Raw genomic sequence first — 17484 nt, forward strand, 5'->3', positions numbered from 1 at the left:
TACGTTGTTATCTACCAATATGTCGTGCCTAAAGGCACAATATGTGTGCTCTATGTTTTATTGTTACCGTTATGTTGTACCTAACGGCACGGTTTGTATGCTATGTTTTATTGTTACCGATATGTTGTACCTGACGGCACAGTTTGTATACTATGCTTTATTGTTACCGATATATCGTACCTAACGGCACGGTAAGGCTAGCCTAAAGATACCGAATAGATTTTTATTATTGTATTATTTTTAGGTATTAGCATGGGAATGTTGAAATCTAGTAAGGGGCAGGCAGGCAGACATAGATGTTTTTATTGTTCGATTCGGCATAATATATAGGTAATTAAATTATGGTTATTTGTTTTTCTGTCCGTTTAGGGATAAGATTTTGGCAGGTATGTACATATTCATGATTTCATTGCCTCATTAAAGGCAACCTATGGGTGCCATTAACGTTTAAGGTTCCAATTGATATGGATCAATTTAATTTTGGTTAGGGAATAAACGAAGCCAAATGCCCAAAAAAAAAGCGACCTCTAAGGATCGCTTTTTTCTAAAATATATTTAAGAGTTTTTAATCTTGTTTCACAACAATTTTCTTATTAATAAGTGCATTATCTGAAGTCCTTACCTTAACAACATAAGTTCCTTCCGAAATGTTTTTAACTGGAAGCCTACTTTCATGAGATAGAGGCGCATTGGTTTCATTCCAAGATCTTACGGTTTGTCCTAACATATTTACCAAATACACTTGTTTGATGTCCATATATGTTGGTATCTGGATATAAATTTCATTGCTTGCGCTTAAATAATTAACCAAGACATCAGAGAATTGCTCATCTACAACATCTAAGGTGGCATCTTCCTTAAAGGCTATAAAATATCTGTTGGCATGACTTCCAGCGTCTAATGTAATTTGATATGGCACCGTATTGATACGAGAATAAGTCCCTAATAAGGCATCGTATACATACACATCAATTTCCTCATCGAAGTTTTCCAATTCATCTAATTCGATTTGGATGTTTCCTTCAATTCCTAAATCTAGGGTTACTGGATACATATTATCTACATCGAATTGGCCGACTCCCTGGATGACATATTTTTCATTTTCAATGATGAAGGACATGTCGCTAGGGTAATAATCTAGATTTTTAGCATCGTAGCCATAGTCAACATCTTCTGTTGCTTCATTATTAGGTGTAAAACCTAAAGCTAAATGTCTAATTGCACCTTCTGGTGAAGTAAAATCTAAACGGATAAGTTTAATCAAATCTTCTGTTTGCTCATCTCTGTTTGCATCTTCTTCAGAACCAGTTCTGAAAAATATTGATGAACCTCCAGATTCAGTTCTAAACGCACGTTGATTATTATTAAATAAAACATTAGCGTTACTTGATTCTGCATGAACATAAAATCCTTGGGCTACGGCGATATAAGGTTGTGGAATTTTTACACCAGCTGCACCTATACCATTAATTCCTGGAGGACTAGTAGCAGCTATCCCCGTTGTTCTATTTCTTACAGCATAACCACCTTGGTAATCCACTAGAATATGTGTTTGATTTGTTATTGAGTGTTCCCAGAAATATAGAGAGCCTGTAATATTTCCAACATTATCATCTATAAATTGATCAACATCAATGGCAGAAGGATATGGGTTTCCTACAAGAGCTTCATAATTAGCGGTAATAGGAACCGATACAGGTCCGTTATTTGGCTTGCCTACAAAAGTATAGTTTTGGTCATCGTTTATATAGTGTCCAACACCACTACCTTTCATAGTATATCCAAGTCCTACAGGAACGTTGTCTGCTGGGCTAATTCTGTACCAATCGTTATAAGTATTTGCCGGGTTATTTCTATATAAATATAACCATCTACTACTTAGAGTAACAGGGTTGTTACTTCCAGTAGCGTTGTGATCTGGAGTCCAATTAACAGGATCGGGACCGTCATATAATACAGAACCAACTTGGTATTCTACTCCATTTGAACTTACTGGAGGACTCCAATAATTATAGTTATATAAGTTTGAGGTTCCTTGTTGGTCCCGATGTAAAGCTCCATTTCCAGCATAATCTACAATACTTCCTGTAGGTTGCAATAATTGTGACTCGCCATCTAGATCTAAAACACCACCCGCATCAATTCTTAAATAGTTATTTACGTGTAATTCTTGATTGTTGTTAATGGTGTATCTGTTATTATCCACTATTAAACCAAGTAGGGTTGTAGCTCTGTTGCCAGAAGTTACGTTGTGTTGGGTTCTTACAATATTCCAATCAACACCATTGGTATTTGGTAACATTTGTACAGCCCCATTTTCCCATGTTGTAGAAGTCTCCCAAAGTCCATTTTGCGCACTTACATAAGGTAAAGGTGCAGATTCTCCTTGATCTGAAGTCATATTTCTTAGAACTCCTGGTACACCTACACTCGAGTTTAAATTACCTCCAGCAATATCTGTACCCTGGTTCATTTGGTAATATGCAATTAAATTACCCCATGTTAAACCTGAAATATCTAGCGGAACTTCTGAACCACGAACTAGACCACCATTGTTTTCTATTTCTTGATTCATCATTTGACGAACTTGAGTTGTAGTTAAATTGGTATTCCAAATTCGAACTTCGTCTATCCATCCATTAAAATAATTTGTGGGTGTATTATTTGTACGAGACATGGCTCCAAGCAACATATTAAAGGTATTGGATGTTGGTCTTGGTCCTGTAGTATTATTTCTTTGAACACCATCAACATATAAGGTGTAGTTTGTTCCATTATAAGTTACCGCAATATGATACCATCTATTAGAAGTTATCCCATTGGCAGAAATTGCTGAACCATTTGCACGGAAGGAGATGGTATTATTAACCAATCTCAAATCGTAACCGGTTGCAAAATTAGTGGCATTTCGCTTAGATAAAATCGTTTGAATACTACCATTAATAGCATTTGGTTTAATCCATGCTTCAATACTAAAATTAGTAGGAAGATTATAGTTGTTAGCAAAATTAACGCTATCGTCTGCACCGTCAAAATCTATTTGATTGCCACAATCAGTGAATACCACATTTGTAGTCGCAGAATTATCGCCACAAGGAGCCAAATTATCTACTTCCCAAGTAATATTATATTCCGTACCACTTTCTCCAGTGAAAGTTGCATTGGGATCTGTTGTACTTGAGAAAGTAAAAGGGCTTCCGGCAGGTACGGACACAGCAGTCCAAGTTCCTGTACCATCTGCATTCAAGTTGATAACAGTATCTGAACAATCTCCATTATTTGTAGCAAACGTATAGGTTGGATTTGCAGTAATATAAGGAATGATGCTAACTACAAAACTATCATTAGCTGCAATACATGGTCCTGTAGGATTGTTAGTAGTATAAGTTAAGGTTACTGAACCATTCGTTATATCATTAGCTCCAAATGTATATACAGCATTTGGATTATCGTTGTTAAAACTACCATCGCCAGATGTTGACCAAGTACCTGAACTTGCTCCACCTCCTAAAGTGGCGTTCATATTAATAGTGTTACTAGTAGAACAAACAGATTGATTGGTACCAACTGATACCGTTGGTGCAGGATTAATTGTTACTAACATAGAATCTGATGCAGCATTACATATGCCTGTAGGATTGTTAGTTGTATAAGTTAGTAATACTGAACCATTATTTATATCAGCAACACTAGGTGTATAGATGTTTCCTGCAAAAGTACCAGTACCACTTGTATTCCATGAAGCAGATGTGGCAGAACCACCAAAAGTTGCCAATGCTAAATTGACAGTATCTCCTTCGCAGATTGTTTGATCTGTTCCAGCATCAACTGTTGCTCCTTGATCGATTGTAATTTCTACAGTATCTATAGCTAAATTACAAGGGCCAGCAGGATCGTTACTGGTATAAGTTAAAATAACTGTTCCTGTTTCTCCAACACCTGGGGTATAGGTAGCATTTGGCGCATTGCCGCTAAATGTTCCAGTACCACCAGACCAAGTTCCAGAAGTTGCAGAACCACCAAAACTAGCTGTCATGGTAACCGTATCGCTACTACAAATTGTTTGATCGACTCCAGCGTCAACAGTTGGAGCCTGATTGATTGTCACAACCATGGTATCGCTTACCGCTGGACATATTCCATCACTAGGTGTGTTTGTGTATGTCAAAGTTACCGAACCATTAAAAATATCTACTGAACTTGGCGTATAAATGCCGCCAGAAATTGTTCCAGAACTTCCAGATGAAGACCATGAGCCAGAAGGATTAGTACCACCAAGTACAGCTCCAACTGTAGTTAAGTTTAAGTCATCTCCTTCACAAATTGTAGCATCTAAACCAGCATCTACTGTAGGAGGTTCATTAATGGTCACCGATTCTCCAGTTATCGTAGTTGTACAACCAACACTATCTGGATGTAAAGTAATACCTGTATATTCAACGGAGGTTAGAGTATAAGTTCCTGCTGGTAAACCAGAAAAAGTAGCAGTACCACTTGCGTCCAAAGGAAAGGTTGCTGAATTTGTTCCGTCTGTATAGGAAACGGTAGTATTTGGTGTCCCTGTAACAACTACATCATCACCTTGGCAAACAACACTTGGACTTGATATAATAGCTTCAGGTGTTTCTAATATGTGGATTTCAAGGTTGCTAATTATGGGAGCACATAAATCTAAATCTCCAATCATGGAAATGGTTATTATTTGACCTCCATGGGCATCATCGGGAAGTGTATATTCACTATTAACAGTATAATCTGTAATATCTTCACATACTGTTTCCCAGCTTCCAAACCAACAGCCTCCAAACATTTCTACACCAGTGCACACATCTTCACATATTTCACCCACATCTTCTAATGAAAATTCTCCACCAGCACCGTTATCATCCCAAGTCCATTCACTGTAATTTAAGCCTCCAGAATCTCCAGACATGGTAATAGATTCTGTATCTTCACAAACATAAATAACATGAGTATCGTCTGGAGCATAAGCATCAATTTCTCCTGAATTTAATTCAAGTAAAACAATCCATTCTGAAGCAGTATCTGTACCACATGGATTATGAGCCGTTACAGTGACAGAGTGATCAATAGTCCAGTTTGTTTCTGTAATATATACATCTATACTGTTTGAGTTTGAATCCGTTGAGACAATTTGAAAATTAGCACTTGAAAAACTCCAATCATAATATTCAATATTAGAGTTAAAAGGTAATGAAAATGTTACCGTTTGGGGTGTGCCACATATATTTGTTGGTAACCATCCTGTATTATTTATACTTCCATTAATTACTGGTGGTCCATCAAAAACTCTAATAACTCCATCTATAGTATCCTCTGGGCCACAACCGGTTGTTGTTATTGTATAGTTATATGTACCAACTTGTGTAGTTGAACCATTTATAGTAATGACACCTGTTCCTGCATTATAAGTGTCTGTTATTCCTGCAGGTAATGGAGGTGTGCTTGTTAAAGTGTATCCTGTTGCACCAGGACCTAACTGGAATTCTATAGGGGTCATGGGGTTTGAATGGGGGGTTCCATTACATAAACCTTCATAAGCATCAGGTGAAATCAAGTCAATAGTAGCATCAGGTCCTACTGAAATCGTACCTGTTGCAGTTACATTTCCACAACCTACTGCATTAATGGTATAATTAAAAACACCTACTTGAGTTGGTGTACCACTTATGGTAAACGTTCCCGCATTATAAGTTCCAGTTACTCCAGTAGGGATTCCAGTAATGGTTGCGTTGGTAGCATTTGTTATGTTATAAACAATATCTGTCATTGCAGTTCCATTACATACTGTTTGTACATCATTAGCTGATGTCAAATTAGTAGTTACGTCGGGATTCACAGTCATTGTAATACTTTGCGAAGCTGGAACTGGATTTGCGCAAGTTAGGCTTGAGCTTACATCTACAGAAACAACATCATTATTATTAATAGCTGTAGAATTATAGGAGTTTGTATTTCCTCCAACAGGCGTTCCATTTACATACCACTGGTAGCTTGGTGTGGCACCTCCATTTGTTAAACCTGTTACAAAGAAAGTAACATTTTCACCAGTACAAGCTGGATTTGATGAGCTATTTAATGTGAATGCGACAGGTAATAACGGGTTCACTGTCATTACAATGGTATTACTTGTAGTAACTGTATTACAAGGACCCGAGGTGATTTCCACATAAACATTTTCACCATTTGTTAAACTTGTTGTTGTATAAGTTGCGCTATTTGTACCAACTGCTGTACCACCTTGGTACCATTGGTAAGAAAGATTAGCACCTAAATTAGCACCAGTAGCCGTAAATGTTACCGGAGTCCCACTACATATTGGTGAAGTTGGAGATGATGTAATTGTTGCCGTTGCCCCTTGAACATTATCTAAAACAGTTACTGTGGTATTACAGGTAGCTGAATTCCCATTAATATCTGTAACTGTAAGTATCACGTTATTAACGCCTATATTAGAACAATCAAAATCTGTGATATTTGTATCAAATAATAAACCACCACAAGCATCGGTTGAGCCATTATTGACGGCATCTTCTACTATAGTTGCATTTCCAGTTGCATCCAAAGTAATTGTTATTGGTTGACAAACAACTGTTGGTGCTTCATTATCTTGAACAACAACGTCAAAATCGCAGTTAGAAGTAAGTCCGTTACCATCATCAGCAATCACATCTACTGTTGTTGTTCCTACAGGGAAATTGTAAGGGAAAGTTATTGGAGTTCCTGTAATTTCATAGGAAATAAGTGGAGATCCATTACAGTTATCTGTTGCCGTTGCATTAAAAGTTAAAGTAGCTTCACATTGTCCAGCATCTGTATTATAAAAGGCATTAGGTGTTGGACAAGTAATTACAGGAGGTGTATTATCAACAACCGTTACTTGTTGGGTACAAGTTGCTGTTAATCCAGCTGTATCTGTCACTGTCCAAGTGATGGTATGTGTTCCAACAGGTAAAGGTAATTGGCTCGCCAAGTTGTTCGTTACGGTTGATACACCACAATTATCATTAGTCGTTGGCGTTCCTAAAGTTACAGCGGTAGCTTCACAATCAGCATCTGCGTTTACGGTTACAGGAGCAGGACAAACAATGGTTGGAACTTCTGAATCTGTAACTGTTATGGAAAATGTACAAACAGTACTGTTTCCTTCAGTATCAGTAGCGGTATATTCTAAAATAGTTGTTCCAATTGGGAATTCGTCTCCAGTAGTTAATCCTGTTGTATCTGTTTGTGTTACAGCAGCTGTTCCACAGTTATCTGTTGCTGTAGGGATGGTGAAATTTACTATAGCTCCACAGGCTCCAGAGTCGTTGTTTCTTGAAACGCTTGAAGGGCAGGAGTTAAAGGTTGGAGCTGTACTATCGATAATTACAACATTTTGTGTTTGCGTAGATGTATTTCCGTTTACATCCTCGTAAGTCCAGGTTACTACGGTTGTACCTTGGGTAGTTATAGGAAGCGTAGCATTGTTAGTAACTGTTACCGTTCCACCACAATTATCGGTAGCAGTAGGAGGTGTAAGCGCAGTAACTGCACATTGATCAGTTACATCAGCCAAAGTAGCAAGATCAGCTATAGGAGCTGTTATATCTGTAATAACCACATTTTGCGTTTGTGTGGATGTGTTTCCAGCAGCATCTTCGTAAGTCCAAGTTACTACTGTTGTACCTTGGGTAGTAATAGGAAGAGTAGCATCGTTAGTAACAGTCACCGTTCCACCACAATTATCAGTAGCAGTTGGTGCTGTTAAGGCAGTAACTTCGCATTGAGCAGGAACATCAGGTAAAGTAGCCACGTCAGGAGTAGGAGCCGTGACATCTTCTATGATTACGTCTTGTGTTTGCGTAGATGTATTTCCAGCAGCATCTTCGTAAGTCCAAGTTACTACTGTTGTTCCTTGAGTTGTTATAGGCAGAGTTGCATTATTTGTAACAGTCACCGTTCCACCACAATTATCGGTAGCAGTAGGAGGTATAAGCGCAGTAACTTCACATTGGGCAGGAACATCAGGTAAAGTAGCAAGATCAGCTACAGGAGCTGTTGTATCTGTAATAACCAGATTTTGCGTTTGCGTAGATGTATTTCCAGCAGCATCTTCGTAAGTCCAAGTCACGACAGTTGTACCTTGGGTAGTTATAGGAAGGGTAGCATCGTTAGTAACAGTCACCGTTCCACCACAATTATCAGTAGCAGTTGGAGGTATTAAGGCAATTACTTCACATTGAGCAGGAACATCAGGTAAAGTAGCCACGTCAGGAGTAGGAGCCGTGACATCTTCTATGATTACGTTTTGCGTTTGTGTGGATGTATTTCCAGCAGCATCTTCGTAAGTCCAAGTTACTACTGTTGTACCTTGGGTAGTAATAGGAAGCATAGCATCGTTAGTAACTGTTACCGTTCCACCACAATTATCGGTAGCAGTTGGAGGAGTAAGCGCAGTAACTTCACATTGAGCAGGAACATCAGGTAAAGTAGCCACGTCAGGAGTAGGAGCCGTAATATCATCTACAATCACTGTTTGCGTTTGCGTAGATGTATTTACGTTACCATCATCATAGGTCCAAGTAATAGTATAAGTTCCTTGAGTGTTGTATGTAAGAGGATCAGAAGTTGTTCCAGTAATAGAACCAGAGCAATTGTCTGTAGCCGTTGGAGCCGTTGCTGTAGCAGAACATTCCCCAGTAACATCTGGTAAATTTGCTACATCCGGAGTAGGAGCCGTAATATCATCTACAATCACTGTTTGCGTTTGCGTGGATACATTTCCATTGCCATCATCAAAAGTCCAGGTAATGGTATGTGGTCCTTGAGTGTTGTATGTAAGAGGATCCAAAGTTGTTCCAGTAATGAATCCAGCACAAGCATCTCTTGTGGTTGGTGCCGTTGCTGTAGCAGAACATTCGCCTCTAATCACCCCTAATAATGCAGGCATTGGAGGGGTTGTATCGTCATAATTATAAGTTTGAGGCACAGAGATTGAGTTTCCGTTCCCATCATCGAAAGTCCAGTTTATAATTGTACTTCCACCTTCCACAAAAGCCAATGAATCTGTAGTAGCACCTGTAATGGTTCCAGCACAGTTATCGGTAGTTGTTGGAGTAATTAGTGTTCCGGTACAATCTACAGTAACTGGGTTCAGGGTTGGTGTAATAGGAGGTAAATTATCTAAAACAGTAACGATTGCAGTACATGTATCTGTATCACCACCATCTCCATTATCAGTAACGGTTAGAGTAACAGTAACTGGAGATCCAACATTAGAGCAGTCGAAATTTGTAATATCTGTATCGAAATCTAATGGTCCAATACCCGTACTACCATTATTGACAGCATCTTCGCTAATACTGATATTTCCAGTGGCATCTAAATATACTGTAATGGGTTGACAGTTAGCATCTGCCGCACGATATGAATCCCTGTAATCCGGTCTCAAAGAGACATACTTACTTAAGGACTGATAGTCGTTAAAAAATGTGGAAGTCTGATTAAATAAGGGATTGGGACTATTAATTTCTCGTGAGTGACTATTAAAACCACTAATAAAAACAGTTAAAATAAGCGAATAAATAGCTAGTCTTTTCATCATAAGGGTTGGTTTAAAGTGTATCTCATATTTTTTAAACATAAGATAGGCCTGATACTAATAATTCTATTAAATGATTTTTGCTATTAACTATAGGAGGGAATAACAAAAATACGAAAATAATTTAAGTAGCAAATTAAAAAGAATAAAATCGGTGAAACACTTAATTAAACTTTGAATATCATATAAAGTGAATGCCTTGAAAAAGATGTTAGTATTTTAGAGTTAAATATTCTATGCTTATGTAGAAGAATGCTTGTATAGCCAGGTTTTACTAACAGTCTGATTGCTAGACGATATCTAAAACACTTGGTTTTTTTGTTGAATCAGGCTCTTTTTGATAGAAATAATATGAACTAAGATAAATAATCCTGATTTGCTTGTGTTTCTGCAATTAGATGGTAATACTCAGAGTTCTCGTAGAAAGCTAAGTATGGTGTATAGACAATACATGTTGAACAAAAGAAAGGCTCAGTTTTAGTCTTATGTAGAAACAAAAACTCCTTTCCTTAGAATTAGTTTCTTTTTATATCTCTGTTTTCACTTAGTAAAACTCAAGTTCCTTTTTTGTTGTTATTATTTTATTTACAACACATATTTCCTTAATTTTATAAGCTTAAACAATCATGTTATGGCTTCTAAATCTTTAGGAATAAATACTATTTGTACACATACTGGCGAAATTATCGATACGCAGTTTAAAGGTGCTGTTTCGCCAATATTTATGTCCACTTCTTACCAATTTGAAGATGTGGATGTTAAAAGATATCCGCGTTATTTTAACACGCCAAATCAAGAATATTTATCTAAGAAAATAGCAGCTTTAGAACATGCAGAAGCTGCCCTGATTTTTGGTTCAGGAATGGCGGCTGTAAGTACCACTTTTCTTGCGTTTTTAAAGGCTGGAGATCATCTTGTGGTACAGAATCCGCTTTATGGAGGAACCAGTAATTTTATTAGAGAAGAACTTCCTAAATATGGTATAGAATTCACTTTTACAGAAGGTTATCAGCTTGCAGATATTGAAAAAGCCATTCAGCCTAATACAAAATTGATTCATATTGAAACCCCTTCTAACCCGTTGTTAACTATTACCGATATTGGAGCGGTTGCCAAATTGGCAAAATCGAAGCAAATTGTTACTAGTATAGATAATACCTTTGCGAGTCCTATTATTCAGAATCCCATTGATTTTGGAATTGATATTGTAATCCATTCGGCCACCAAATATATGGGAGGACACAGCGATATTTTAGCAGGAGCAGTGGCAGCCAATCAAGAGCATATAGATAGGATATGGAATGTAGCAAAAAATCTAGGTGGCAGTTTGAGCGATTTTATGGTTTGGATGTTAGAAAGAAGCATGAAAACTCTAGCCTTACGCGTAAAAGCTCAAAATAAAAATGCTAAGAAATTAGCGAAGTTTCTGGATAAAAATACAGATATAAAACGTGTGTATTATCCTGGTTTAAAATCTCATCCAGAACACCAATTAGCTAAAGCGCAAATGACAGGTTATGGAGCCATGATTTCCTTTGAGTTAGCCGATAGCTTAAACGCTTCTAAATTCTTAAAAGCACTAACATTAATTAAACCTTCTATGAGTTTGGCAGGGGTAGAGAGTACTATGCTTTTACCTGCTGTAACTTCGCATGGTTTATTAAGTCCGGAAGAGCGAAATACATTAGGAATTGGAGATGGTTTGATACGTTTTTCTGTAGGAATAGAATCGAAAAAGGATTTGATACACGATATTGAACAAGCTATAAAACAAATTAAATAAATCTTTTTTACTGTATTTAGAATAAGCACTATTATTAGACCGATTCTGGTTGTGAACGTTGAAAAGAAAATTATAAAAGAAAAATTAGATAAATGAAATTAGATATATTGGCGTTTGGAGCACATCCAGATGATGTAGAATTGGGTTGTGGAGGTACATTAGCCAAAGAAATAGCAGCTGGTAAAAAAGTTGGGATTATCGACTTAACACGAGGAGAATTAGGAACTCGTGGAACAGCAGAAACCAGAGATTCTGAAGCTACTGCTGCTTCAAAAATTTTAGGAGCTAGTATTCGAGTGAATTTAGAATTTGCCGATGGGTTTTTTATTAATGATAGGAGTCACCAACTAGAAATTATTAAAATTCTGAGAAAATATCAGCCAGATATCGTTTTGTGTAATGCTATTAAAGATAGACATATAGATCATGGAAAGGGGAGTACATTAGTAAGTCAGGCCTGTTTTTTAAGTGGTTTATTAAAAATAGATACCAAGTTTGATGAAGATGATGAAACTTGGCAAAAACCATGGCGACCAAAACAAGTATATCATTATATTCAATGGCAACCTATAGAACCAGATTTTGTGGTAGACATTTCTGAAGTTATGCCTAAAAAGCTAGAATCTGTTATGGCTTATAAAACACAATTTTATAATCCGGAAAACAAAGGACCAGAAACGCCTATTTCGAACAAGAATTTTACAGACAGTGTTACTTATAGAGCTCAAGACCTTGGAAGATTAGTAGGAGTTGATTTTGCCGAAGGCTTTACAGTAGAACGTTATCCGGTGATTAACAGCTTGTTTGATTTAAAATAAAAAATATTAAAAATAATATTGCAAAAAGGCTTTGTTAAAAAGGGGAAATCTATTACATTTGCAGACCAATTAAAATGGTGGTTGTAGCTCAGTTGGTTAGAGCATTGGTTTGTGGTACCAAGGGTCGCGGGTTCGAATCCCGTCTTCCACCCAAAAAATAAAAGCTTCGCAGAAATGTGAAGCTTTTTTTGTTTCTATATATTCTTATTGGAACAGGTCGCGTTTACGGACAGGTCAGGACCTGTCCGTACAGAATGTTTATTTATTTAAAAGCTCTTCAATAGCATAATACAATCTGTTTTGTGAGTTTTCTTGAGAGCCATAAAAAGAGCGAAAAACTTCAGCTTTATTATTTAATAAGATCCAATGAGGTGTGCCTTCGCATTTAAAAAAGTCGAACCATTTGTGATGTTTATCAAAATAAATAGGAAAAGGAAGTGTTTTGGAAGTAAAGATGTCTAACACATCTTCCTTTGTAAATTTTTGATTTCCGAAGGAACTGTGAATTCCCACAACGGAAAGATCTGGATAGGCTTGTAATAATTCGTATGCCAATGGAATAGCGCGCCCGGTACAACCTAAACACTGGTTATTGTAAAAGAGAATTAATAACGGTTTCTTGGCGTAAGTGTCTATTAAATTAATAGGTTCTTCGTCTAAAGTGATTAGGTCGATATTTTCTATTTGTGTCATGTTTTTGAAGGGACAGGTCGCGACCTGTCCGTACCTTTGATCGGTCCATACCCGCAATCTGTCATTAATTTTTTAATTTAAGGCCCGATGAAATTCTTCAATAGCTTCTTGTCTACCACTAACATATAATTTGTCGTTTTGATAGAGTTTTTCGTTAGGCTGAATATGATCTATAACATCATCTTTACGTTCTATAGCCAAGATATTGATGCCGTAGTTTTTGCGAATATTCATTTCTTTAAGAGTTCTTCCAATAATTTTTCCGCTATCCACATTCACACGTAAACAGGTAATATTTACATTAGGTATTTTAGTGGATTTAAAGGTTTTAGGCAGCTTTTTCTTCGAATTAAAGATTTCATAATTATCGGCTCTAATTAAATCAATATACTCAGAAATATCATTTTCCGGGATTAGGAAATCGTGAAGTACTCTTGAAAATATCTCTATGGACGTTTCAAATTCCTCCGGAATTACATCGTCGGCACCCAAAGCAATAAGTTCTGGAATTTCTTTTACATACCGTGTTCTTACTACTAAATACACAGATTGACTAATTTCTCGTACACTTCTAATAATATTTCTGGTAGCTTCAGCATCGGAAATAGCAATTACAACAGAACGTGCTTTAGACAGATTAACAGTATCTAGAATATGAGGTTCGGAAGCATCGCCAAAAAGTATGGGAATTCCATTTTCTTTTTCACGTTTTACAGTCTTGGCATTTAACTCTATTACCACGAAAGGAATATTACTATGCATGGAAGCTTTGGCTAAATTAGTTCCATTAATACCATATCCAATAATAATAAGATGGTTACTTAATTCTGATTCAAAATCGTCGTTCAACGCACTAAACGGATCTTTTGGAGTAGAAGACATAGCTTTTACAATTCGGGTATTTAAGAACTTTTCCGCAAAGTTTTCAGAAAAAATAATAACAAAAGGAGTTAATAGCATGGAAACAATAGACACAGCTAAAAAGTACTGGTTTGTTTCGGCCGACAGTAAATTATATTCAATTCCTACTTTAGAGAGTATAAAAGCAAATTCCCCAATTTGGAATAAGGATAATCCGGTAATTAAAACTGTTTTCGACGGATATTTTAACACGGCGATAGCTAAAGCCGTAACAGAAGATTTAACAACTAAAACAGCTAAAACCAATAACATAATAACACCTACATGATTGAAGAAAAAGCTTAAATCTAATAACATGCCTACCGAGATAAAGAAAAAGCTAATAAACAGCTCTCTAAACGGTAAAATAATGCTTGTTGCTTGGTGACTGTATTCAGATTCCGAAATAATTAGGCCAGCCATAAAAGCACCTAAAGCCAGAGATAATCCTGCCTGAGAAGTTAAAAAAGCAACGGCAAAACAAATGGTAATAGTAGTTAATAGAAACAGCTCTTTATTATTAGTTTTTGCAATGGCATACATTAGTTTTGGAACCACATATCTGGCACTAATAATAGTAATAATTATTACCACAGCAGATTTAATCAATAAGGTTAAAATGCTAGCTGTTACATTCGTACTTTCGCCGGCCATAATGGGTGTAAACAGCATCATTGGAACAACAATAATATCTTGAAAAATAAGAATTCCTAAGGCATTTTTTCCATGTAATGTGTTCATTTCGTTTCTATCTTGAAACACTTTTAAAACAATAGCTGTACTTGATAAAGAGAATAAGAAACCTATAAAAATAGATTCGTTCCAACTATTTCCCATTAAATAATAGCAGCCAGCCGCAATTAGAACTGTAAGACCTACTTGAATGGAGCCTCCAATAAAAACGGTTTTCTTGATAGCTGCCAGTTTTTTTAGAGAAAGTTCCATTCCAATTACAAAAAGCAAGAGAATGACACCAATTTCTGAAATAACTTCTACTTGTTCTACGGCTTTTACTAAACTTAAACCATAAGGACCAATAATAACACCTGTAATTAGAAAACCAAGAATAGAAGGAATTTTGGCACGTTGTAGTAAAAAAACAATGATAACCGAAAACCCTAGTAGAATTAAAATGTCTTGTAATAAAGGTATATGCATTCTGTAATTTAAATTAAAAGCTTAAATGAGGGATAAAAATAAGTCATTTAATTTTTAAGAGATATTTTTTTTGAAGGTTATTTGTAAAAATTGAAGATTGAGGTTAGAAAGACCTTATTTCTGTAAGTATTTGAGCTGTTATTTGATACAAACATTGAAATTGCTTATCTAAAAAAAGAAGTTTTTATAACCAATACGGGTCTAATTAAATAAGCGTATTAAAAAAAGAATTCCCCAATCTTTGAAAAACCGGGGAATTATTATAAACATGTTTTACATTAAAGATTTCAGGAATTCTCGAAATTCATCCGTGTCATAGTCGCCAATTCCAATATGAGTTAGGGCTAATTCGCCACGTGCATCAATAACATAGGTGGCAGGAATTCCTCTAGAAGTAAACATATCGGGTAAAGGACTTTGTAAACTGTGGACATCGAAATTAAAACCTTTGTTTTCCTTATACTTTTTAGCTGTTTCAAATTTTTTATCATAAGAAAGCATAATAAAGGCTACGTTTTCATTTTCCATAGATTTGGACAAGTTGTTAATTCCAGGCATTTCTGCAACGCAAGGAGGACACCAGGTAGCCCAAACATTCATAAAAATAACTTTTCCTTTTAAGTCTTGCATATGGATGGTTTCGCCTTTAGAGTTTACTAACTTAAAGTTTAAATCGGCTTTAGTATTTGAATTCAAGGCTAAGGTGTTTTCCGATAAATCTGGTTTCATTATTCCTGTAGCCAGCATGCCACGTTGTGCAAACCCAATAACCTCTGTGTGCAGGCCAGTAAGGTATAAAGTGAGTGCTATAGCAGCAAAAATGGCATATTGAATCAGGCTTTTTTTAGTTTCAGTTTTCATATGTTTATTATTAGTTGAATTCATAATTGGTTCCAGGAACAGTAGAAAAGGAATTTTCACCTAAGAAATCGCAGTAAGCTCTTTTATCCAAAGTAGGAGATACTGGCGAATGAACTTTAAGATATTCTTCTACCGCTTCATGAATGGTATAATCTTTTACTTCCACATCGTTTACATTGGCAATTCTGCATAAATTATCGATTGGATCTCCTGGTCTTACACAAGCTGAAATGGTATAATACTGTTGGTCGTTAATAGGTTCTCCATTAACTTCAATAGATTTAATACGTTCCCCTTTCGGGTTCTGGCTATTAAAATCGACCGTCATTCCACTAAATCGAACAAGCCAACCTCCAAAACGTTCAGTTGGATTTTGGGCAAAGGCATTATGCATTTCCTTTTCAAGCCAATTTTTAATTTGTAAACCGGTAACTTTTCCAGTTTTCACTTTCTCGTTAATTGGGATAAGATTCCATAAATTAGCTCGTGTAATAGCTGCAGGTTCTCCATTTTCAGGTACAATAGGGTTTCCAAATCTAAACCCGTTAGAAATTGCAATATCTACTCCAGTTTTCCATCTTGCAGCATCTGTAATCATATTATCCATAGGGTTTTCTACCGTTAAATAACGATATAAAGGCGTGGTTGTATAACCAATAATGGTTTCCAAGTTTTTTTGATATGGTTCTTTTGCTTTGTCTACCAAAGATTGAATGTATGGATCTGCAGGATATATTTCAGGGTCAACATCTATTAGTTCATAATCGTCTTTAACTAATTTATTATCCACAAAATGTAAGGTTAATTTACCAACAAAAGACCCAAAAGCACCAGGTTCTGTAACTTTTGCATATTTTCCCTGAATAAGTTCTCTCACGCGTTCGTGGGTATCATTTCCAAGAATATAATCTACATTTTTAGCAATGTCGTTACTAGCTAAATCCACTTGTTTAAAAATGCCTAAATGAGTTACTAAGAAAAGCAAATCTAACTCTTCGTCGGTTTTTAGATTATTTATAAGTAGTTCTAAATTGTCGTCAATATCGCTAAAAGTCAATCCTTCGCTAAAAATTGGATTTTGTCTCACGGGAACATCTGGATCGTTAATTCCAATAAAGCCCATTTTAATACCATCTATTTCCTTAATCCAATGCGTTGGAAAAATAGGATCTTTCGATACTTCGTCAAACATATTTTGAACAATAATTTGGGTGTCATAGCCTTTCATTACCTCGAGCATAATGTCTTTTCCGTAGACCACTTCCCAGTTTCCAGGAATTAAAAGATCGTAATCCATAGCTTTAATAATGTCTGTCATTACAGCACCTTCAGAGAGTTGTGCATAGCCACTGCCTTGAATTAAATCGCCTCCATCTACCACAAGAACTCTTCCTGGGTTATTTTTGCGTTCCTGGTCGAAAATGGTTTTAATATGTGCCATTCCACCTCGTTCTTTAAATGCTATTTGATTGTTTTCCCAGAATAATTCTGGATGACTATCTAATTGTCCGTGGATGTCTGCTGTTTGTAAAATGGTAATGGACAATGTGTCTTTGGCTTGAATGTTTTGAGCTATTTTTTTATCCGATTTGTTTTCGCAATTGAATAAACTGAAAACAGCCAAGACCAATGTTAATTTTATAATATTATTTATTTTTTTCATCTGT

The 17484-nt window shown here is 36.2% G+C and carries 7 protein-coding genes and 1 tRNA gene; 3 read left to right on the top strand and 5 right to left on the bottom strand.

The window, feature by feature from the left end; translation table 11 throughout:
* Nucleotides 1-565 precede the first annotated feature (565 nt).
* A complete protein-coding gene (locus OS188_RS10050) occupies nucleotides 566-9607 on the bottom strand; it encodes a DUF8693 domain-containing protein (RefSeq protein WP_267148709.1) in 9042 nt (3013 codons plus the stop codon).
* Nucleotides 9608-10235: 628 nt separating this feature from the next.
* Here OS188_RS10050 and OS188_RS10055 point away from each other — a divergent pair.
* The 3 genes from OS188_RS10055 (at nucleotide 10236) to OS188_RS10065 (ending at nucleotide 12357) form a co-directional block, all read left to right on the top strand.
* Complete coding sequence (locus OS188_RS10055; protein WP_267148710.1) at nucleotides 10236-11387, top strand: trans-sulfuration enzyme family protein; 1152 nt, start codon at nucleotides 10236-10238, stop codon at nucleotides 11385-11387.
* Between the two features lie 92 nt (nucleotides 11388-11479).
* Nucleotides 11480-12205 carry a bacillithiol biosynthesis deacetylase BshB1 gene (gene bshB1, locus OS188_RS10060; RefSeq protein WP_267148711.1) on the top strand — a complete coding sequence of 242 codons (726 nt, stop codon included), beginning with the start codon at nucleotides 11480-11482 and terminating at the stop codon, nucleotides 12203-12205.
* Nucleotides 12206-12281: 76 nt separating this feature from the next.
* Nucleotides 12282-12357 (top strand) — tRNA-His (locus tag OS188_RS10065).
* Between the two features lie 106 nt (nucleotides 12358-12463).
* Here the strand turns inward: OS188_RS10065 and OS188_RS10070 are convergent.
* The 4 genes from OS188_RS10070 to OS188_RS10085 all read right to left on the bottom strand — a co-directional run bounded on the left by OS188_RS10070 (nucleotide 12464) and on the right by OS188_RS10085 (nucleotide 17480).
* Entirely contained in the window at nucleotides 12464-12898 is a 435-nt protein-coding gene (locus tag OS188_RS10070) for a TlpA family protein disulfide reductase (protein WP_267148712.1), read from the bottom strand.
* Between the two features lie 72 nt (nucleotides 12899-12970).
* Entirely contained in the window at nucleotides 12971-14956 is a 1986-nt protein-coding gene (locus tag OS188_RS10075; protein WP_267148713.1) for a monovalent cation:proton antiporter family protein, read from the bottom strand.
* Nucleotides 14957-15229: 273 nt separating this feature from the next.
* On the bottom strand, nucleotides 15230-15817 hold the full coding sequence (locus OS188_RS10080; protein WP_267148714.1) for a TlpA family protein disulfide reductase: 588 nt from the start codon (nucleotides 15815-15817) through the stop codon (nucleotides 15230-15232).
* A 10-nt stretch (nucleotides 15818-15827) separates the two neighbouring features.
* Nucleotides 15828-17480, bottom strand: a complete 1653-nt coding sequence (locus tag OS188_RS10085; protein ID WP_267148715.1) for a bifunctional metallophosphatase/5'-nucleotidase — start codon at nucleotides 17478-17480, stop codon at nucleotides 15828-15830.
* Nucleotides 17481-17484: the final 4 nt, after the last annotated feature.

The sequence above is a fragment of the Xanthomarina sp. F1114 genome, from assembly GCF_026410255.1.
Taxonomy (GTDB): domain Bacteria; phylum Bacteroidota; class Bacteroidia; order Flavobacteriales; family Flavobacteriaceae; genus Xanthomarina.